The 19,843-nt window shown below is 28.2% G+C and carries 21 protein-coding genes; 7 read left to right on the forward strand and 14 right to left on the reverse strand.

Annotated elements, in window-relative coordinates; genetic code table 11:
- The 5 genes from mreC to DS884_RS12425 form a co-directional block, all read right to left on the reverse strand.
- The gene (mreC, locus tag DS884_RS12410) at positions 1-819 is read right to left on the reverse strand and encodes a rod shape-determining protein MreC (RefSeq protein WP_113786967.1); all 819 of its coding nucleotides are present in this window, start codon (positions 817-819) and stop codon (positions 1-3) included.
- A 16-nt stretch (positions 820-835) separates the two neighbouring features.
- On the reverse strand, positions 836-1,864 hold the full coding sequence (locus tag DS884_RS12415; protein ID WP_093868675.1) for a rod shape-determining protein: 1,029 nt from the start codon (positions 1,862-1,864) through the stop codon (positions 836-838).
- Between the two features lie 83 nt (positions 1,865-1,947).
- Positions 1,948-3,480, reverse strand: coding sequence for a bifunctional phosphoribosylaminoimidazolecarboxamide formyltransferase/IMP cyclohydrolase (purH, locus tag DS884_RS12420; protein WP_113786968.1), 1,533 nt, complete (start codon positions 3,478-3,480; stop codon positions 1,948-1,950).
- Between the two features lie 147 nt (positions 3,481-3,627).
- On the reverse strand, positions 3,628-3,753 hold the full coding sequence (locus DS884_RS18745; RefSeq protein WP_255405063.1) for a hypothetical protein: 126 nt from the start codon (positions 3,751-3,753) through the stop codon (positions 3,628-3,630).
- Positions 3,754-3,845: 92 nt separating this feature from the next.
- Positions 3,846-4,301, reverse strand: coding sequence for a GAF domain-containing protein (locus tag DS884_RS12425; protein WP_113786969.1), 456 nt, complete (start codon positions 4,299-4,301; stop codon positions 3,846-3,848).
- A 112-nt stretch (positions 4,302-4,413) separates the two neighbouring features.
- Here DS884_RS12425 and DS884_RS12430 point away from each other — a divergent pair, with 112 nt between their 5' ends.
- From DS884_RS12430 to DS884_RS12440, 3 genes are all read left to right on the forward strand, one after another.
- Positions 4,414-4,830 (forward strand): HYC_CC_PP family protein, encoded by a 417-nt coding sequence (locus DS884_RS12430; RefSeq protein WP_113786970.1) that lies wholly within the window; start codon positions 4,414-4,416, stop codon positions 4,828-4,830.
- Between the two features lie 63 nt (positions 4,831-4,893).
- Positions 4,894-7,158, forward strand: coding sequence for a TonB-dependent receptor domain-containing protein (locus tag DS884_RS12435; RefSeq protein WP_113786971.1), 2,265 nt, complete (start codon positions 4,894-4,896; stop codon positions 7,156-7,158).
- A gap of 33 nt (positions 7,159-7,191) precedes the next feature.
- Positions 7,192-7,554, forward strand: coding sequence for a heavy-metal-associated domain-containing protein (locus DS884_RS12440; RefSeq protein ID WP_093868680.1), 363 nt, complete (start codon positions 7,192-7,194; stop codon positions 7,552-7,554).
- A gap of 6 nt (positions 7,555-7,560) precedes the next feature.
- On the opposite strand, the gene DS884_RS12445 is transcribed toward DS884_RS12440, so the two are convergent.
- From DS884_RS12445 to DS884_RS12485, 9 genes are all read right to left on the reverse strand, one after another.
- Entirely contained in the window at positions 7,561-8,184 is a 624-nt protein-coding gene (locus DS884_RS12445) for a response regulator transcription factor (RefSeq protein ID WP_113786972.1), read from the reverse strand.
- Complete coding sequence (locus DS884_RS12450) at positions 8,177-11,092, reverse strand: two-component regulator propeller domain-containing protein (protein WP_113786973.1); 2,916 nt, start codon at positions 11,090-11,092, stop codon at positions 8,177-8,179. Before DS884_RS12450 ends, DS884_RS12445 begins: the two co-directional genes overlap by 8 nt.
- 272 nt (positions 11,093-11,364) lie before the next feature.
- Positions 11,365-12,204, reverse strand: coding sequence for a pseudouridine synthase (locus DS884_RS12455; protein WP_199488210.1), 840 nt, complete (start codon positions 12,202-12,204; stop codon positions 11,365-11,367).
- Between the two features lie 46 nt (positions 12,205-12,250).
- Positions 12,251-13,168 (reverse strand): geranylgeranylglycerol-phosphate geranylgeranyltransferase, encoded by a 918-nt coding sequence (locus DS884_RS12460; protein WP_093868684.1) that lies wholly within the window; start codon positions 13,166-13,168, stop codon positions 12,251-12,253.
- 14 nt (positions 13,169-13,182) lie between these two features.
- Positions 13,183-14,109 carry a mevalonate kinase gene (locus DS884_RS12465; RefSeq protein ID WP_093868685.1) on the reverse strand — a complete coding sequence of 309 codons (927 nt, stop codon included), beginning with the start codon at positions 14,107-14,109 and terminating at the stop codon, positions 13,183-13,185.
- 53 nt (positions 14,110-14,162) lie between these two features.
- Positions 14,163-14,657 (reverse strand): toxin-antitoxin system YwqK family antitoxin, encoded by a 495-nt coding sequence (locus DS884_RS12470; RefSeq protein WP_113786975.1) that lies wholly within the window; start codon positions 14,655-14,657, stop codon positions 14,163-14,165.
- 19 nt (positions 14,658-14,676) lie between these two features.
- Positions 14,677-15,756, reverse strand: coding sequence for a diphosphomevalonate/mevalonate 3,5-bisphosphate decarboxylase family protein (locus DS884_RS12475; RefSeq protein WP_113786976.1), 1,080 nt, complete (start codon positions 15,754-15,756; stop codon positions 14,677-14,679).
- A 34-nt stretch (positions 15,757-15,790) separates the two neighbouring features.
- Positions 15,791-16,507 carry a LytR/AlgR family response regulator transcription factor gene (locus DS884_RS12480; protein WP_093868688.1) on the reverse strand — a complete coding sequence of 239 codons (717 nt, stop codon included), beginning with the start codon at positions 16,505-16,507 and terminating at the stop codon, positions 15,791-15,793.
- Positions 16,500-17,411: a sensor histidine kinase gene (locus tag DS884_RS12485; protein WP_233487155.1), complete on the reverse strand. Its 912-nt coding sequence runs from the start codon at positions 17,409-17,411 to the stop codon at positions 16,500-16,502. The genes DS884_RS12480 and DS884_RS12485 overlap by 8 nt, the downstream gene beginning before the upstream one ends.
- A 360-nt stretch (positions 17,412-17,771) precedes the next feature.
- On the opposite strand from DS884_RS12485, the gene DS884_RS12490 reads away from it, so the two are divergent.
- The 4 genes from DS884_RS12490 to DS884_RS12505 all read left to right on the forward strand — a co-directional run bounded on the left by DS884_RS12490 (position 17,772) and on the right by DS884_RS12505 (position 19,833).
- A complete protein-coding gene (locus DS884_RS12490) occupies positions 17,772-18,131 on the forward strand; it encodes a hypothetical protein (protein WP_113786977.1) in 360 nt (119 codons plus the stop codon).
- Between the two features lie 34 nt (positions 18,132-18,165).
- Entirely contained in the window at positions 18,166-19,215 is a 1,050-nt protein-coding gene (locus DS884_RS12495; protein ID WP_113786978.1) for a serine hydrolase domain-containing protein, read from the forward strand.
- 74 nt (positions 19,216-19,289) lie between these two features.
- On the forward strand, positions 19,290-19,523 hold the full coding sequence (locus tag DS884_RS12500; RefSeq protein WP_113786979.1) for a hypothetical protein: 234 nt from the start codon (positions 19,290-19,292) through the stop codon (positions 19,521-19,523).
- Between the two features lie 22 nt (positions 19,524-19,545).
- A complete protein-coding gene (locus DS884_RS12505; RefSeq protein WP_113786980.1) occupies positions 19,546-19,833 on the forward strand; it encodes a hypothetical protein in 288 nt (95 codons plus the stop codon).
- Positions 19,834-19,843: the final 10 nt, after the last annotated feature.

The raw sequence follows: 19,843 nt of genomic DNA on the forward strand, positions 1-19,843 counted from the left end.
TTAATTCTCCACTTTTTTTATTTCTGTCTTATGAAAATTTGTAATAATATATATACTTCCTAAATTACTCATATCATTGAATAATTTTATATTAAGAGTATTCAAAGCAGATATTTTTTCAGGAACATTTTTTATAGTTCCAACTGGTATTCCCTCAGGAAATATAGTTGATTTACCACCAGTAATAATTGTATCTCCAATTTTATAAACTGCTTGACGAGGAATATCTATTAATTGAACAGTGTTATAATCTTTAGCATCCCAAATAAGTGTGCCAAAGTGATGGCTGTTCTTGAAGCGTACATTTATCTTACTATTTTTATTTAAAATTGATTGAACTCTAGCGTATTTACTATTAACATTTTCAGTTATACCAATTATTCCTTTGCTGTTTATTACAGCCATTTCAGTAGTAATATTGTTGCTTTTGCCTCTGTTAATTGTTATAAAATTATAAGGGGTATGGTAATCATTACTAGTAATTTTACCATTTATGTAGTAGTATTTTTGATTGAATTCTAAAGAATCTACTATAGTATTTATTTTTACAGTGTCAACTAAAGAATAAAGATTTTCTAGCTTATTTTTTAATAAAGTGTTTTCTTCTAAAAGTAAATTGTTTTCATTTTTTAAGTTCATATATTCATTAATGTTACTTATTTTTTGTAACAAACCACCAGATATAGTATTAGCAGAACTTATAAATTTACTTTTATGAAAAGAATGATTATTTATGATTAATGCAACAGCTATAATTTCTAGAAACAAAAAATATAAAAAGTGTTTATACTTTCTAAAGAAATAAATAAGCTGTTGCATAAATAATCAACTGATTTTATTTGATTAATACAGATTTGTATTTTTCAAGATTTTTTAAAGCAATTCCAGTACCACGAACAACTGCACGTAAAGGGTCTTCAGCAACATAAACAGGTAAATCTGTTTTTCTTGATAAACGTTTATCTAAACCTCTTAGCATTGAGCCACCACCAGCTAAATAAATACCTGTATTATAGATGTCAGCAGCTAATTCTGGAGGAGTCTTTGATAAGGTTTCCATTACAGCATCTTCTATGCGTAGTATAGATTTGTCTAGTGCTTTTGCAATTTCACGATAAGAAACTTGTACCTGCTTTGGTTTTCCACTTAATAAATCACGCCCTTGTACCATTATGTCTTCAGGAGGTGTATCTAAATCTTCAGTAGCAGAACCTATTTGGATTTTTATTTTCTCAGCAGTAGTTTCACCAACGTAAAGGTTATGTTGAGTTCGCATGTAATACATAATATCACTAGTAAACAAATCACCTGCAACTTTTACTGATTGATCACAAACAATACCTGCTAATGCTATAACAGCAATTTCAGTAGTACCCCCGCCTATATCAATAATCATATTACCTTTTGGTTCCATAATATCAATACCTACACCAATAGCAGCAGCCATTGGTTCATAAATTAAATAAATTTCTTTGGCATTCATATGACGAGCAGAATCAATTACCGCTCTTTTTTCAACCTCAGTAATACCAGAAGGAATACATATAACCATTCTTAAAGATGGTGGAAAAAGCTTTTTCTTGATAGCAGGAATTTTTTTAACGAATTCCTTTATCATTTCTTCAGAAGCTTGAAAATCTGCAATCACTCCGTCTTTCAAAGGACGAATAGTTTTGATGTTTTCATGAGTTTTTCCTTGCATTCTATTGGCTTCATGACCAGTAGCTATAATTTTACCAGTCAATCTATTTCTAGCAACAATAGAAGGGCTATCTATAACTACTTTGCCATTGTGGATTATAAGTGTATTTGCAGTACCTAAATCTACTGCAATGTCTTCAGTCATAAAGTCGAAAAACCCCATAAAGTTTTGATGTTTTATCTAAAAATTGATGTATTCTCACAAATTTATAAAAAATATGAGTTGTTTTTACATCAAATACAATATTAATGTTTAAAATGTCTTGTTCCTGTAAAAACCATAGCAACATTGTTTTCATTACAATAATCAATGCTTAATTGATCTTTTATAGATCCACCTGGTTGAATTACACTTTTTACTCCAGCTTTATTCGCAATTTCTACACAATCAGGAAAAGGGAAAAAAGCATCACTAGCCATTACAGATCCATTTAAATCAAATCCGAAATTTGTTGCTTTTTCAATAGCTTGTCTTAATGCATCAACTCTACTTGTTTGTCCTGTTCCACTTGCACATAATTGATTGTTTTTAACTAAAACAATAGTATTAGATTTCGTGTGTTTACAAATTTTAGAAGCAAATAATAAATCTTTTAACTCGTTTTCAGAAGGTTTATTGTTAGTAGCATAAGATAAACCGTCAAGAGCGTCAGTAATATTATCTCTATCTTGAACTAAAGCTCCATTTAAACAAGTTCTAACCGTAGTTTTAGGTAACTCTATTTCTTTTTGAATTAAAAGAACTCTGTTCTTTTTTCCTTTTAAAATATCTAAAGCTTCATTTGTAAATGCTGGAGCAATTACCACTTCACAAAATAATTTATGAACTTCTTCTGCAGTTGCTTTATCAATTTCAGTGTTAGCTATTAAAATCCCTCCAAAAGCAGATACAGGATCACCAGCTAAAGCATCAACATATGCTTGGTGTATTGTTTCTCTTTGAGCAAAACCACAAGCGTTATTATGTTTTAAAATAGCAAATGTAGGAGCTTCTCCTTTAAATTCATTCATTAAATTAACAGCAGCATCTACATCTAGTAGGTTGTTGTAACTTAATTCTTTTCCATGAAGTTTATCAAACATTGCATCTAAATCTCCAAAGAAATAACCTTTTTGATGTGGGTTTTCTCCATAACGTAAAATTTTACCTTCAGTTTCACTGATCTTTAAAGCAGCTTCTTCATCATCTGTATTGAAATAATTGAAAATAGCAGTATCATAATGAGAAGAAACATTAAAAGCTTTGGCAGAAAACTTTTTTCTTTCAGAGATAGATGTTTTTCCATTATTGTTTGTGATAGTTGCTAAGAATTCGTCATATTGTTCCATAGAAGAAACAATTACAGTGTCTTTAAAGTTTTTTGCAGCAGCCCTAATTAATGAAATACCACCAATATCAATTTTTTCGATGATATCTTGTTCAGGTGCTCCTGAGGCTACTGTTTTTTCAAATGGGTATAAATCAACAATTACTAGGTCTAATTGAGGAATTTGGTATTCTTGCATTTCAGCAATATCTCCTTCATGGTCTTGCCTGTTTAAAATACCGCCAAAAACTTTTGGGTGAAGTGTTTTTACTCTTCCTCCTAATATTGAAGGGTAAGAAGTAACATCTTCAACAGGTATTACATTTATACCTAAATCTTTAATAAATTTTTCTGTTCCTCCTGTAGAATAAATAGTAACGTTTAACTCGTTAAGTTTTTTTACTATAGGTTCTAATCCATCTTTATGAAAAACAGATATTAGTGCAGATTTAATAGTTTTTGTATTGTTCATTTTGTTGTGTTGTGTTAAACTCGCAAAATTACTAAAAGCTACGTGCTTTTACAATAAATGTATTTAACTTTTTTAATTAAAAAAACGCTATCGAAAGTTAATGTCTTTAGATAGCGTTTTTAAACAACAAAATGGAGAATAGGTTTGCTATTCTGCATTTTCCAGAAAATTCCTAAACCAATTAGTGAATTTTTCTATAAATGTTTGTTGTGATCTTGTTTGAGTATTACTATCACTCAAAGCAGCATAAGAGGGGAAATCTCTATTACTCATAATTTAAGGGGTTAAAAATGTTAATAAAGTTGTTAATAAAATTTCATCAAAGAAAGTAAAAAAAACTTTAATAATCAAATGTTTACGAGTTTTTATACGAAACTAGCTACTTTTTCACAAGTAAATTCTAATAATTCTTCATCTTTTGCTGTAAAAGGGTTAACGGTATGTGAATCAATGTCTATTTGTCCAATGTTTTCATTATTAACAAAAATTGGAATTACAATTTCTGATTTTACTTTCCATCCACATGAAATATAGTTAGTCTGTTCTTTTACATCTTGAACAACGAAGTTTTGATTACTCACAGCTACCTGTCCACAAATTCCTTTGCCAAAAGGTATGATTGTGTGTTCAGTTTCTTCTCCGTTATATTGAGCTAGTTTTAATTCATCTTTATCTCCGTTCTTGAAATAAAAACCTACCCAATCATAATAAGAGATTTCAGAAGCTAAAAAATCACATATTTGTTGTAGTTTTTCTTCTTTAGTTGAATTTTCTTCTGAAATTTCTGTTATTCTATTTTTTAAGTTTTGTAAATTTCCCATGTTATATATTAATTCAGTACTTTATTCGAAAAAAGGGTTAAAAACTTACAAAAATAGGTTTAAGAAATGTTTTTGAGAAATATTTCTAATTTTTTGTAAATTTGCATTGTAAATGAAATCGTTACTATATAAAATATCATCATCATTTCTAGCTTTATTGCTAGTGTTTTCTACTACATCTTTTACAGTAGAGAAGCATTTTTGTGGTGATTTTTTAATTGATGTTTCATTTTTAGGAGATGCTGATTCATGTAAAGGAGAGACTCAGAAAAGCTGTGATGGAGAATCAGTAATTGTTAAAAAGAAATGTTGTAAAGATGAATTAGCTCATATAAAAGGGCAAGATGACATAAAAAAAACTGCAAATGAAAAAATAACCTTTGAGCAACAAAAGTTTATTATAGCTTTCAGTATTTCTTACAAACTTTTATTTGAAAGTTTAGAAAAGCAGTTTATACCTCATAAAAATTATTCACCACCCAAAATAATTCGAGACATCCAAGTGTTGAACGATGTTTTTATCATATGATTTTGCAATTCTTTTTTAGAATAAAGAGAGTTATTGCAAAATTTTAAATGATATAAAACAACAATGAAGAAATATATATTCAGTATTTGTATACTGTACACAATAGTATCATTCTCACAAAATACTTTTAAGGGAATGATTATGGATAAAAACAATCCGAAAGATAATTTAGGAATTTATGGTGCTTCTGTATATTGGCTTAATACAGATATAGGAGCTACAACAAATGAAAAAGGGTGGTTTACTATTCCTTATAAAAAAGAATACAAAAAATTAGTAGTTAGTTTTGTAGGTTACAAAACAGATACACTAATAATTAATAGTTTAAAACCTATTCATCACTTTTTAAAAGAAGAAAATTTTTTAGAAGAAGTAGCTATTAATTCTAAAAAACAGGCTACTCAAAAATCATATTTACAGGCGCAAAATTTAATAACTATTAATAGTGAAGAATTGCTAAAAGCTGCTTGTTGCAATTTGGCAGAAAGCTTTGAAACGAATCCGTCGATTGATGTGAATTTTTCTGATGCACTTACTGGAACTAAGCAAATACAAATGTTGGGTTTAACGAGCCCTTATTTATTGATTACTCAAGAAAATATACCATCAATAAGAGGAGCTTCTCAGGCTTTTGGGCTTACGTTTACACCTGGTACTTGGGTTGAAAGTATTCAGATAACTAAAGGAGCAGGGAGTGTTGTTAATGGTTTTGAGAGTATATCAGGACAAATTAATACAGAACTGGTTAAACCTTTTTCGGATAATAAATTTTTTATTAACGCATATGGTGCATTAGGAGGAAGGTTAGAGTTAAATACTCATTTTAATCAAAAGATTACTGACAAATGGCAAACAGGTTTGTATATACACGGCAATCATAGAGGGCAACGATTTGATAAAAATGGTGATGATTTTCTTGATAATCCATTGTCTGATCAAATTAATGTAATGAATCGCTGGCAGTATACAGATGCAGAAAAAGGATGGGTTAGTTTTACAAATTTCAGGTATTTAAAAGATACTAAACAATTGGGACAAGTTAATTTTAAGCCCGAATTAGATAAGGGAACTAAAAATGCTTGGGGAAGTGAAATAGCTACTAAAAGATTTGAAGTCTCAACTAAATTGGGGTACGTTTTTCCAGAATTACCTTTTCAAAGTTTTGGATTTCAAATGGCTTATAGTAATCATCACCAAGAGTCTTATTTTGGTTTGAGAGATTATGATATTAAACATCAAAGTTTTTATAGTAGTTTGTTGTTTAATTCAATTATTGGTGATACTAGACATAAATTTAAAACTGGAATTAATTTTATGTATGATAATTATGATGAGCTTGTAGGAGATTATAACGGAATAGTAAGTATTAATAATAATTATGAAAGAAGTGAAAATGCTATAGGAGCTTTCTTTGAATATGCTTATGATAATTCTGATGATATTAGTGTTACAGCTGGAGTAAGAGTTGATAATCATAATTTGTTAGGAACATTTTTAACACCAAGATTACATGTAAGATATACACCTTGGGAAAAAGGGGTGCTAAGAACATCAATTGGAAGAGGGAAGAGAAGTGCTAATATTTTTGCTGAAAATCAACAAATGTTTGCATCATCAAGAAGTATAAATATAGGAAGTAATGACGGGAGAATTTATGGTTTAAACCCTGAAATAGCTTGGAATTATGGTTTTTCTTTTTTACAAGGGTATAAGTTATTTGGGAAAAAAGGTGATGTTACTTTAGATTTTTACCAAACAAGTTTTGAGAATCAGGTAGTAGTTGATTGGGAAAATCCACAAGAAATTTCGTTTTATAATTTGGAGGGTAGAAGTGTTGCAAATAGCTTTCAGTTAGAGGTAAATCAAAATATAATACCTTATTTTAATGTAAGGGTGGCTTACAAAGTATATGATGTGACTACTGACTATAAAAAAGGGAATTTAACAAAACCGTTACAGGCTAAAAACCGTTTTTTTACGAATGTTTCTTATGAAACTCTTGAGAGTAGTAATGGGGCAAAATGGAAATTTGATGTAACTTACAATTGGTTAGGGAAGCAAAGGTTACCGAATACACAAAGTAATCCTATTCGATATCAATTGCCAGCATTTGCTAAAAGTTATAGTTTATTAAATGCTCAAATTACTAAAGTGTTTTCAAAAAGATTTGAGATTTATGCTGGTGCTGAAAATATTACGAATTATAAACAAAAGAGCCCTATAGTTGGTAGTGATGATCCTTTTGGGGCGAATTTTGATACAACAATAGTGTATGCTCCTATTTTTGGAAGTAATTATTATACGGGGCTTCGATTTAAAATAAATTAAATAATAAACTTTTATAAAATTAAATTAATACAGATGAAAAAAATATTTTTAATACTTACAGTTTTATTTTTAAGTGTGCCGATGTCAGCGCAAAAAAAGAAAAAGAATGCAAAAGCTACTTTTAAAGTTGATGGAGTTTGTATGATGTGTAAGAAACGTATAGAAAAAGCGGCATTGAGTACCAAAGGAGTAAAGTATGCGGTGTGGAATGTTAAGTCACATGATTTAAGTTTGATTTTTGATGAGCGTAAAGTTGATCTTAAAGCTATAAAACAACGAGTGGCCAAAGTAGGACATGACACAAAAGAAATAAAAGCTACTACAGAAGATTATGATAACTTGCACCCTTGTTGTAAGTATAGAGAAGAAGAAGTAAGAGAAGATCATAAAAAATAAGAGTGCTTATTTTGTTTTTTCACCATATTTATCCATGATTTCTTTTTTACTATTAACTTGAAGTTTCTCGTAAATGTTTCTTGTATGTGTTTTTATAGTATTAATAGAAAGAAATAATTCGTCAGCAATAGAAGCGTAACTCTTTCCTTTAGAAAGTAATGTTAATACTTCATTTTCTCTCTCTGATAATTCTTTTTCATGTGGTAATTGAAAAGACTCTACAACTTTTCTAGCTATATTACTGCTCATTGGGGCACCTCCACTACAGGTTTGTTCTAGAGCAGTAATTAGTTCTTTTGGTGAAATATTTTTATTAAGGTAACCTACAGCTCCTGCACATAGTGCATCAAAAATAAACTTAGAATTTTCATGAACTGAAATTATAATTGGTAAAATTGAAGGTTTTTTCTTTTTAATTTCTTTAATAGTTTCTATTCCATTGATACCTCCCAGTTGTATGTCTACAAGCATAATGTCAGCACTATTTTTATTGTTGATGAATTCAATAGCTTTTTCACCAGATAAAAAAGCGCCCGTAACTTTAAATTTATCAGAAGAGTTAATTATTTCTTTAAAAGATTCTAAAATACTTTCGTGATCTTCAATAATTATTATGTTTAGTTTATTCATTTTTTAGATTATTAAGGGTTCCTGTAAAAATTATTTTCACACCATTTTTAGTGTAGATATGAATTTTTTGATTTAACGATTCTGCTCTGAACTTCATGTTTTGAATTCCATTTATTCGTTTTAACTTATTAATATTAAAACTCTTTCCATTGTCTTCTAAAATGATTTTTAAAATATTTTTTTGAATATTGAAAGTTAAAAATACTTTTGTAGCATAACTGTGTTTTAAAGAATTAGTCATGGCTTCTTTAAAAATTAAAACCAATTGTTTACTCCAATAAAATGGAAGTTCTATTTTTTGATTGCTTAAGTTGTGATTGGAGTAAAATCTAATAGCTGAGTTTTCAAATAAGCTTTCACCAAAATCATTTAAATATACTTGGAGCTGTTGTAAATCATCATTTTTATGGTCTAAAGCCCAAACAAAATCTTTCATTCCGTGGTATAAATAATCGGCATCTTTTTTAATCTGTTTTAATTTCTTTTCTTGGGTTTCTTTGTCGTTTTTGTAATTTATATCTGTTAATAAGTTTGAAGTTATTGAGATGCTTGCTAATTTATTTCCTAGTTCATCATGAAAATCTCTAGCTACATTTTTTCGAACTTCTTTTAGCGCTTTTTGTAGCTTCTCTTTTTCTTCTATGTTTTTGTTAAGTTTTTTATTCTTTTTTATACTTTTTTGTAGTACATAAATTAATAGTAATACAATTGCACCAAGAAGTAGTACTGTAATTGTTACATAAAACCATGTTTGTTGATGCCAAGGATAGATTATTTTAAACTGATAAGGTTTTGAGTATTTCCAATTACTAAGGTTGTCTTTGTACCTAAATTTAATATTGTATTTGCCTTGTTTTGTGTTTTTAAAATCTAAATTATTACTTGATGTTTTTATCCAAGAATTATTGTTTAGTTGATAGGCAAGGGTTATTGATTTAGGGTTAATGTAATTAATAGTATTAAGATAAAAGCTGCTTTTATTCTGCTTTACTAGCAGTTTAGTATTGCATTGAGAAGAAAAAGGTTTAATGTTATTAAGTTTAAAAAGGCCTCTGTTGCCAGTAACATATATGTGGTTATTTTGTTCAGTGATTTTAGTAACAAAAGTAGACTGTTGTCCAAGTTCTTTCTCAATACTTAGGAATAAATTATTTTTAAATACGTTTAGCCCTTTTTGAGTAGCAACCCATAAAACGCCATGAGAATCTATATGGATGTCATTTATATGATTGCTTAGTAATCCTTGTTTAGTTGTAAATCTAATGGTTTTTTTAGGGGTTACCTTAAATAATCCCATATTGCTTGCTACCCAAGCAGTATCTTTTTGTATAAATAGATCACTAAAAACCCCGTTAGTAAACTTTTTATTTATTCTATTCCAAGAAGTAATTTCATTTTTAAAAGGAGGAGTAATATTTATAATACCTCCTTTTCCGTATAATGCTATAATTGAATTGTTATATAATGAGGCAGTTCTTATGTAGGAATCGTGAATTTTATTTATAACTGTTTTTGTATTGATTCCTCTTTTTGTTGAACTAAACAGGTTTCCCTTTAGTTCAATTAAAGTAGAATCAATGTTGAAATTAAAACATTTTGAATGTTTATAGGATATATTATTTGTTCCTAGATGTTTTTGATTAGGGTTGAATAAAGATGAAATGATGGTGATTTTTCTTTTCCTTTTATTAATTTGTAGTGCTTCGGCATGTGTTGGTACTACTTTTTTAGATGTAATATGATTGTTAGTGAATTCATAAATCATATTAGTGGCCAAAACAATTAAGTTGTTATTTGTATTGGTTATATCTTTTAAATCTGGGTTAATAAATACTTCTTTACCAAAAAAAGTATTAGTAGTTCTTGGTAGAAAGTATACGCCTTGACCATAAGTTGTTATCCAAAGATTTTTTCCTGAGTCAAATAAAAAATCTGAAATTAAACTGTTTATATCAAGTTTTCGAGAAAGATTTGTTAGTAAGTTATTGTCCCAATCATACATATAAATTTTTTGTGTACCATCTTTATAATTTTTAGAAACAAAATATAATTTTTGATTTATAACTTTAAGTTGAATTATTATTTCATTTTTAATAGGTATTGTTTTTTGTGAAACCAGTGATTTTTTTTCGTTAAAAACAAATACATGATTGTGTGAAGCAGCAAATAAATAGTTACTAGATATGGTTATTGAATGGACTTCCCTAGAATTTAGTTTTGAGTATTTATTTTTTTTTAAAGAATAACCATCAAAAACAAAAATTCCTTTTAAAGGTTTAATGGTTTTCGGAGTATTTCTATTTCCAGAAGCAAATAAAAATAATTTATTATTAAGAAATGTTTCACTAAAAGAGTATGATTTTGATTGCCTAGAAGCTTTCTTAAAACTTATTTTAGGTTTTTTGAGAATAGAATCTTCTATTATTATGGCCGTTTTTTTCCAGTTACGTTTAGTGTTGTATAAGTATAAACTGTTACTGAAATCTCCAAAAATAATAGAATCATTAAGCTTATATACGTTTCTTACTTTGGTAACCTTATTGTTTTCTTGAGGTATAAGTTTAATACTATCATTTTTTAATTGATGTATACCTGCTCCCCAAGTCGCTAATAAATATTTATTAGAATTTTCTTCAAAAATATCTATTACAAAATTAGAATGTAAGCCGTTTTCATAAGTGTAATTAGTAAATTCAGAGCCATTAAATTTTGTTAATCCATCATCAGTTCCTATCCATATATGTCCTTGTTTGTCTTGTATAATTTGATAGGTTATATCATGAGGTAATCCGTTTTCAGCTGTATAGTGTTTGTATACGGGTTGTTGTGAGTAGCTAACTGCTACAAATAAACTAACTACAAATGTTGTTAGAAGTATTTTTTTTGTAGAAGCTATTGTTTTCAGCATGTTGATTTAAAATGGGGATACAAATATCTGTAAAAAAAGAGACTTAAAATCACCCTTTATGGGTGAGTTAAAAAAGGTAGTGTAGAACTACTTTTGAAGCTTTATAATTATGTGTTTGAAAAATATAAATTGAGTAAAGTTTTTTCTAGCTGTATTTAAAATGAAGGGGTAAATGCAGTAATTAAAAACCGAGTGTAATAGCTCGGTTTTTTTGATTGTTATTTTAAAAAAAAAGTGTTGAAGTTTTAACTTTCAACACTTTTGTAAATATTTTATAACATTTGTAAGTTGTTAACTTCTAATTGTGTTAATTCACGCCATCTACCTCGAGGTAAATTCTTTTTTGTCATACCTGCAAAAACAACACGGTCTAGCTTTGTAACGGTATATCCAAAATGTTCAAATATTTTACGAACAATACGGTTTCTTCCTGAGTGTATTTCAATACCTACTTCAGTTTTCTTCTCACCTTGAACGTAAGATACTGCGTCAATAAAAACTTTTCTACCTTCAATAATAACTTCTCCTCTTAATTTTTCTAAATCAGACATGGTTAGTTTTTTATCTAATGAAGCATGATAAAGTTTACGAACGTTATGTTTTGGATGAGTTAGTTTTTTTGCTAATTCACCATCATTAGTAAAAAGTAACAATCCAGTAGTATTTCTATCTAATCTGCCAACCGGATAAATTCTTTCTTTAGTAGCATTGTTTATCAACTCCATAACCGTTTTTCTACCACGGTCATCTTCCATAGTTGTAATATAGTTTTTAGGCTTGTTTAAAATAATATAACGTTTCTTTTCCATAGAAATAAGTGTACCGTCAAAACGAACTTCGTCATTCGGTTGTACCTTATATCCCATTTCAGTTACTAGTTTACCGTTTATAGTAACACTACCATGTTCAATATATGTATCAGCTTCTCTACGTGAACAAATACCTGAGTTAGAAATGTATTTGTTTAAACGAATACCCGTGCTTTCACTCTTTTTTTGTGAAGGTTTATTCGTAGGTTTTGATTTTCTAAAATCTTTTTTAAATTGACCTTTACTTTGAGGATTGCTGTTACTTCCAGCTTGTCGTCCTCTCGACGAGTTTTTTGAATTCATAATTGCTTTTTAAAATGCGGGCAAATGTACGTTAATTATTTGATTTTTAATCTAGAACATTAACCACTTTGTCTAATATTAATGTTTTGTCAATGAAAAGTAGGCTAAAAACACCTATTAATAATAAGAGTTTCAAAATGTTGTGTAATAATCGATATTGGTTTTTTTGAGATGCTTTAAAGGTATAAAAACCAACAAAAATTAATATGAAAGAAGCTAAATAAAAATAATATTTCATATAAGTTATTGCGGGGTAATTAAATAAAATAGCTACAGGTATTAATGTTAAAACTAACAATAAAATAATTGTTTTTTTTGCGTTGCGTTCTCCATACTTTACAGGAAAAGTGTTGTAGTTATTTGCAATTGCTCCTTTAATGTTTTCCAAATCCTTAATGATTTCACGAACCATAATAACTAAAAAAAGAAAAAAAGCATGTATGAAAATTACTTTTGAAAAATTTTTAAAATGAATAAAAATTGAAAAAAAGGGAAGTATGGTTAGAATAGTAGCGGTTACTAAACCAATTAATGGATGTTTTTTTAGTTTATGGGAATAAAGCCAAATAGCAAAGATGTAGAAGGCAAAAAAGAAAGCTGCACGCCATGAAACAAGCCAGCCAAAACAGAAACCAATAAAGTTTAATAAAAAATATAAAGAAAGTTTTGTTTCTTGCTTTACGTAAGAATCTAATCCAGTTTTAATGGGTCTATTAATCCTATCAGCTTTAACATCGTAAAAATTATTAATGATATATCCAGATGCAACAATACAAATAGTAGCAAGTACTAGGTAAAATAAGTGCGAATCAAAAATAACAAGTTTAAGTGATTTTTTTTCTGAAAAAATAAAAATAGCAGCCAAATATTGGGCTGCTACTAATACTAATATGTTATATCCTCTAATTACAGATAAGAGACTAAATAATTTATAAAAAAGTGAGTTTGCTTTGGGGGTACTCATCGCAACAAAATCATTTAAAAACGATACACTAATTCTAACTTATAGTCTTTTAAACTGCTTTTAGCCTTTTCAAAATCTTTAGTGAAACCTAAAATGTATCCACCTCCACCTGATCCGCAAAGTTTCAGGTAGTAATCGTTTGTTTGTATTCCTTTTTCCCAAACTCTATGAAATGCAGTAGGTATCATAGGTTTAAAGTTAGTGAATACAACTTTGGATAATTTTTTTACGTTTCCAAATAATGATTTAATGTTTCCTTGTAAAAAATCATCTATACAAGCATCAGTATGAATAGAGAATTCTTCACTTAACATTTTTCTAAAGCCTTCATTTTTCATTTTATTCATGAAAATGTTAACCATAGGTTCAGTTTCTCCTATTTGTTCTGAATCTAATAAGAAAACAGCTCCCTTTCCTTCTTTCTGAGAAGGTATGCCAGTAGCCTCTATATTTTCTTTAGAGTTGATTAAAATAGGTAAACTTAAATAAGAGTTTAAAGGATCTAACCCAGAACTTTTACCATGGAAAAAAGACTCCATTAAAGAAAAAGTTTGTTTTAAGGTTAAAAGCTTATCTCTAGTTAAGTTTTCTAAAACTGTAATCTTGTTATTTGCATATTTGTCATAAATAGAAGCAACTAACGCACCAGAACTTCCAACTCCGTACCCTTGAGGGATTGATGAGTCAAAATACATTCCGTTGTCAATGTCATTTTTAAGACTTTCAACATCAAAAGAAACTTCATCAGAAGATAAGTTAACTAAGTAATTATAGAAATTAGCTAAACTTTCGTTTGATTTCTTTGCTTCTCCTGTTAAGTTTTTAGCAGATTTTAAAGCACCTTTATAAGAGTTAAAAGGAATTGCTAATCCTTTAGAATCTTTAATGATACCATATTCTCCGAAGAGTAAAATCTTTGCATAAAATAAAGGTCCTTTCATAGATGTTTAATTATAATGCAAAAGTACAAGTAAAAGGTCTAGTTTACAATTTATTAGTAAATGTTTTTGTAAAAAGTTTTCCAAACACCTGCTTTTTTGTTGTTTTTGTATTTGCCTTTCTCTTTTATTTTACCGTTTTTGTAATAAACCTTCCAAATACCTTCTCGTTTGCCTTCTTTATATTTACCTTGTTCTTTGAGCTCGCCAGTTTTGTAAAAAACTTTACGAACTCCATGAAGTTTACCGTTTACATAATTAGCTTTATGCCATGTTTTACCATTTGAATGAAAGTAAGTTACTAATCCATCAAAATGTTCTTCTCCCGACTCTTTAGTAGTGCTAAATCCTTCCATTTGCACTTGTCCGTTTTCAAAGTAATCTATTATCCAGTAACCATTTTTAATTTTTTTTGGTGATGGACGATAGTACTCGCCTTTGTCCTTAGTTGTCTTTTGCCAATTGGCGTCGAACCATACTGTTTCCTGGGCTGTTAATGATAAAGTAAAAAACCCAACAAACACTACGATAAGTAATGTTGAAGTTTTCATAATATTAAGGGAATTAAATTTATGAGGTTTGTGCACCTAACCCCGTACTATCACAAATATACTGATTTTTTTGGCAATATTTTAACAAATCAGTTTTTATAAAATCTTCAACTGCTTGTTTTTCAGCTTTTGGGTAGAGAATATGCACGTTTGCGCCTGCATCTAAGGTAAAGCAAACATTACTTTTAGTGGCTAATCTGTATTCCCAGATCTTATTAATTATTTCTAAAGTGTTAGGTTTCATTAATATAAAGTAAGGGTTACTTGTGAGCATCATTGCATGTAGTGTTAATGCTTCACTTTCTACTAAATTAATGAACTCTTTAATATTTCCTTCTTGTAATATTATAGATAATTTATCTAAGTTCTCATTTGCTTGTTTAAAGCGTTGCTCTGCATATGGGTGATTATGCATTAAGTTATGACCAACAGTACTAGATACTTGTTTTTCACCTTTATCAACTAATAAAATACTATCTTGATAATCTTTAAAAATAGGGTGTACTTCGTATGGAAATTTGATGCCAAATAAATCAGAGCTACCTTTTATTTTTGGATGTTCACCCCAAACAACCATTGGCCCTTCAATACTTCTACTTGCACTTCCTGAACCTAAACGAGCTAAAAAAGAAGCTTTTTTATTTAAACACTCTAATGATAAGCTAGGCGTTAACTCTTTTTCTAAACTCATTAAACACATAGCTATAGCACTCATTCCACTTGCTGATGAAGCAATCCCACTACTGTGAGGGAATGAGTTTTCTGAATTGATAACCATTGAATATTCTAAAATATAAGGGCAATATTTTTCAATTCTACTGAAAAACTTAGCTATTTTTGGTTTAAAGTCATCTTTCTTATTTCCTTCAAAATATAATTCAAAGTTAGCTTCAGTAACTTTTTTTGTTTTTGTAAACTCAATAGTAGTAATTGTATGACAATTATTTAGCGTAAAACTAATAGAAGCATTTTTAGGTAGTTGAGGTTCTGTTTTTCCCCAATATTTAACTAAGGCTATATTACTCGGTGTTTTCCAAGTGTACGTTGCCTTTTCTATTGTATTTCTAGTCTCCTTAAATATAAAATCAGATATGTTCAATGTCAAAAATTTTGACAAAGATAATTGTTTAACACTAAATAGAATTTAATTTATTCAAGACCTCTTCTTTATAGCTACGACTAATTGGAATTGCTTTTTTATTAATCTCTATGTATTCATTAGTGTAAGAATTAATAGATGAAATTGAAATGATAAAAGAACGGTGTATTCGTAAAAATGAAGTAGTTGGTAATTTGGTCTGGATATTAGTAATGGTTTCTCTAGTAACTATCGTTTTGTTTTTGGTGTGGATTTTAATATAGTCACTTAAGCTTTCTATGTAAAGAATAGAATCAAAATCTATTTTAAGCATTTTTCTATCTACTCGAACAAAAATAAAATTGTTATTTGTGAATGATTTGTTTTCTATGGGGTGATTTTTTAAAGTAGATGGAATTTCAAGAAATTTATTAACAGCTTGAAGAAACCTATCAAAGGCTATTGGCTTTAATAAGTAATCAATAGCCTGTAAGTCAAATCCGTCTGCTGCATATTCACGATAGGCAGTAGTAAAAATTATTTTTGTTTTTTTATGAGTAGATTTAGCTAATGATAGCCCTGATATTTCTGGCATGTTAATGTCTAGAAAAAGTAAGTCAATATTTTTATCATTTATTAAGTTTAATGCTTCTATGGCACTTGAGCAACTTTTAATAAGGTTTAAATTTGTGATTCTTGTAATATAAGTTACTAGTATTTCACGAGCCATTGGCTCATCGTCAACAATAATACAATTAACTTTCCTATTCATTCTTAAGTAGTATTTTTAATTGGGCTGTAAAGAGATTATTTGAGAAAGAAGTTGATAAATCAAATTTATCTTTATAAACCATATTTAATCTTTTTTTTATGTTTTCTAATCCAATTCCTCCTTTTTTAATATTCTCATTTTTTGCTGTGTTGTAAATATCAAAAATTAATTCAGAATTGGTTGTTTTTAAAAAGATAGATATTTCTAGTGCGCCATTCTTTTGACTACCATGTTTAAAAGCATTTTCAACAAAAGGTAATAAGAGCATTGGAGAAATTTGAACATGATTATTATATGTTTCCTTTTGAAAATCAATGATTAAACGCTCTTGGAAGCGCATTTTCTCTAAAGAAACATAATCTTCAATATGTTGAATTTCGTCAGACAATAAAACTTTAGGTTTTTCTACTTGATATAAGATATAATCTAATAGATTAGATAACTTTAGAATCATATCTGGAGCTTCATCTGCTTTTTTTAGTGTGAAACCATATAGAGTATTAAGTGTGTTGAATAAAAAATGTGGATGGATTTGCATTTTCAAAAACTTTAACTCCTGTTCTTTAAGTTGTAATTGTGTTTCTAGAAATTTGTTTTTTAAATCTTCATTTTTTAATGTTGATTTATAATGATGTGCTATTAAACCTAGCATTATAACAATAAGTATAACAAAATAAACACCTAAGATTATTATTGGGAGGCTTTTAGTTAAAGGTATTGAGTTTTCTGGAGTTAAACTAGCTGAAAAAATAACTCCATAAAAAACTGAAAATAAGATAAGAAAAAAAGAGATTATTAAAGAGTATACTGTATATAATAAAAAGAAATATTGTTTTTTTGAAAGTAGATAATTAGGAATTAAATAAAAATAAAAATAATAACCTATTACAATTGTTATAGGCATTAAATAGAATGAAAATTTGTTTACATATTTTATATTGCTACTACCATATCCTAAAAAATAAGTATAAAAAAAGTACACACCAATCCAGAATAACAAGTGTATTAAGATATTAATTAAGATTTTAACTAACGAAAAATATTTTTTCATAAGAGTACAATAATACCTTTTTTATTTAAATGCATTGTTTTTTGCGATGAAATTCAAAATAAAGACGTGATATTGCATATAAGATTAATAACGTTGCTATATAAGCTTCAATTAGTAGTTTGTCTTTATAAAACATTCAATCGTCGCAATCTAAAAAAAGAACAATAAACTATTTTTAGATTTGAAACATAATAACTTAAAAAACTTAAAACTATGAATTTCTTATTTATGAATATATTATATGAAGGAGGTCCTGAATTTATGTATCCAATGATGATATTGTTAATTTTGTGTATAATCTTACTTATAAAATCTTTTATGGATGGTGATAAAAAAGGCAAAAAACAAAAAATAATAGGACATTTAAGTTTGTTTACTTTGGTTTGGGGATTTTTAGGTTTTATGATAAATATGATTTGGGCTTTTGATTCGATTTCAATAGCAACAGGAATAAATCATTCAGTTTTAGCAGTTGGTTTAAAAGAAGCATTGTTAAGTCCCACTTTTGGAATGTTAGTATTTTTAATTGTTAGATTAGGGCTTATAGCTTTAAATTTAAAAAAACAACACTAGTTAATAACTAATTACATACAAAACTTATTATATTATGAAAAAAAGAATTTTTTTATTCTTCGGAGCTTTATGCTTTTTTGTGAGCTGTACTAAAAGCCAAAACTTAAATGAATTATTAAATGATTTTGAGAAAGAAAATGAGGCAATGGGCACTGTTTCTATTTTAAAAAATGGAAATAATTTTTATGAAAAATCTATTGGATACGCTAATATTGAACTTGATAAAAAGAACAATGCTGAAACTAAGTTTAGAATTGGTTCTATCAGTAAAACATTTACAGCTACCATTATTTTACAATTACTAGATGAAGGGAAATTATCATTAAAAAATTCTTTAAGTCAATATTTTCCAGAAATTCCAAATTCAGAAAATATTACAATTTCTGATATGTTATATCATAGAAGTGGTATTTATAATATTACAACAGATAAAAATTTTGAAGTTTGGATAAGTGAACCTAGAAGTAGGAATGAAATGATAACTAAAATAAAAAGTAAAGCTAGTTTATTTAAACCAAATTCTAAATTAGAATATTCTAATTCTAACTATATCTTACTTGCTTATATTGCTGAAAACATAGATAAGAAAACATTTGGTGAAATTGTTAATCATCGAATTATTGACAAGTTAAATTTAAAAAGAACAGATTTTGGAAAAGATATTGATTTTTCTAAAAATGAAGCAATGTGTTATTATCCTGAAAATGGTAAATGGCATCCAATTACTTTCCACACCAATTTAACAGGAACAATGGGAGCAGGTGGTGTTATTTCTAATGCAAAAGAAGTAAGTGTTTTTTATAATGCTCTTTTTACAGGTAAATTGATTTCAAAAGAAAGTTTAAAATTAATGACCACACCTAAAGAAGAAATGGGTATGGGGATTTCAGTTAATGAATTTAATGATTTAGTGGTTTATGGTCATGATGGAGCAATTGATGGTTTTCGTTCAATAGCTGCATATATGCCAAAATTAAAACTTACAATTTGTTTTACTTTTAATGCATCTTCGGGTTCTCATAGTCAAAAATTACTTAAGATTTTCAAAGCTTATAAGTATACAATAACTCAAAAAAGCAACTAATATTTAATTAGTTAATATAATTGCATACCTAATTCAATTTAGAATTAGGTATTTTTGTGGTTTAAATTATAATTGTGGATAGAAAAATAAAACTTATATGGGACTTTAAGGGGCCTGACGGATTAGAAACTGCTAAACACCATTGTATTCATTTAAAAGAATTTGCCCAAATTGATAGCTTGAATTATCATGAAGTTGGGTATAACGAATTAAATGATTTACATACTATGGCTTTTATTATAGTCAATGAATCAGATATGAAAACATTTAGAGATGCCTTAAAACCTCACAGAGGAGAAATAGCTTAAACAAATAAAAAAATCAAATAATATGTATTTAATAAATGCCTTAGCAAAACCTAAAAAATCATCTGAGCATTATGATGAAGTAATAGGAGCGTATGTAAGTTTGTATATTGATTATAAGGATATTCAAGGCGCATTAAAATTAGCAAATTTTTATATTAAAGATGAAGGATGGAAAGTTACTGAAATAGAAGACGAATATTTCACACTTGACTCTATTGATGATGTAGATGAAGAGCAGAAAGAGTTGTATACGGAAGCTCTAGAGTATGGGTATTCTATCGTTTTTAACTGTTATGAAGAGGAAGATTAAAAAATATAAA

Source organism: Tenacibaculum sp. E3R01, assembly GCF_003318185.1.
GTDB classification, from domain to species: domain Bacteria; phylum Bacteroidota; class Bacteroidia; order Flavobacteriales; family Flavobacteriaceae; genus Polaribacter; species Polaribacter halocynthiae.

What these genes read in the sequence shown, in the direction of transcription:
- mreC (WP_113786967.1), bottom strand. Translation starts at nt 819, where the DNA reads ATGCAACAGCTTATTTATTTCTTTAGAAAGTATAAACACTTTTTATAT.
- DS884_RS12415 (WP_093868675.1), bottom strand. Translation starts at nt 1,864, where the DNA reads ATGGGGTTTTTCGACTTTATGACTGAAGACATTGCAGTAGATTTAGGT.
- purH (WP_113786968.1), bottom strand. Translation starts at nt 3,480, where the DNA reads ATGAACAATACAAAAACTATTAAATCTGCACTAATATCTGTTTTTCAT.
- DS884_RS18745 (WP_255405063.1), bottom strand. Translation starts at nt 3,753, where the DNA reads ATGAGTAATAGAGATTTCCCCTCTTATGCTGCTTTGAGTGATAGTAAT.
- DS884_RS12425 (WP_113786969.1), bottom strand. Translation starts at nt 4,301, where the DNA reads ATGGGAAATTTACAAAACTTAAAAAATAGAATAACAGAAATTTCAGAA.
- DS884_RS12430 (WP_113786970.1), top strand. Translation starts at nt 4,414, where the DNA reads ATGAAATCGTTACTATATAAAATATCATCATCATTTCTAGCTTTATTG.
- DS884_RS12435 (WP_113786971.1), top strand. Translation starts at nt 4,894, where the DNA reads ATGAAGAAATATATATTCAGTATTTGTATACTGTACACAATAGTATCA.
- DS884_RS12440 (WP_093868680.1), top strand. Translation starts at nt 7,192, where the DNA reads ATGAAAAAAATATTTTTAATACTTACAGTTTTATTTTTAAGTGTGCCG.
- DS884_RS12445 (WP_113786972.1), bottom strand. Translation starts at nt 8,184, where the DNA reads ATGAATAAACTAAACATAATAATTATTGAAGATCACGAAAGTATTTTA.
- DS884_RS12450 (WP_113786973.1), bottom strand. Translation starts at nt 11,092, where the DNA reads ATGCTGAAAACAATAGCTTCTACAAAAAAAATACTTCTAACAACATTT.
- DS884_RS12455 (WP_199488210.1), bottom strand. Translation starts at nt 12,204, where the DNA reads ATGAATTCAAAAAACTCGTCGAGAGGACGACAAGCTGGAAGTAACAGC.
- DS884_RS12460 (WP_093868684.1), bottom strand. Translation starts at nt 13,168, where the DNA reads ATGAGTACCCCCAAAGCAAACTCACTTTTTTATAAATTATTTAGTCTC.
- DS884_RS12465 (WP_093868685.1), bottom strand. Translation starts at nt 14,109, where the DNA reads ATGAAAGGACCTTTATTTTATGCAAAGATTTTACTCTTCGGAGAATAT.
- DS884_RS12470 (WP_113786975.1), bottom strand. Translation starts at nt 14,657, where the DNA reads ATGAAAACTTCAACATTACTTATCGTAGTGTTTGTTGGGTTTTTTACT.
- DS884_RS12480 (WP_093868688.1), bottom strand. Translation starts at nt 16,507, where the DNA reads ATGAATAGGAAAGTTAATTGTATTATTGTTGACGATGAGCCAATGGCT.
- DS884_RS12485 (WP_233487155.1), bottom strand. Translation starts at nt 17,411, where the DNA reads ATGCCTATAACAATTGTAATAGGTTATTATTTTTATTTTTATTTAATT.
- DS884_RS12490 (WP_113786977.1), top strand. Translation starts at nt 17,772, where the DNA reads ATGAATTTCTTATTTATGAATATATTATATGAAGGAGGTCCTGAATTT.
- DS884_RS12495 (WP_113786978.1), top strand. Translation starts at nt 18,166, where the DNA reads ATGAAAAAAAGAATTTTTTTATTCTTCGGAGCTTTATGCTTTTTTGTG.
- DS884_RS12505 (WP_113786980.1), top strand. Translation starts at nt 19,546, where the DNA reads ATGTATTTAATAAATGCCTTAGCAAAACCTAAAAAATCATCTGAGCAT.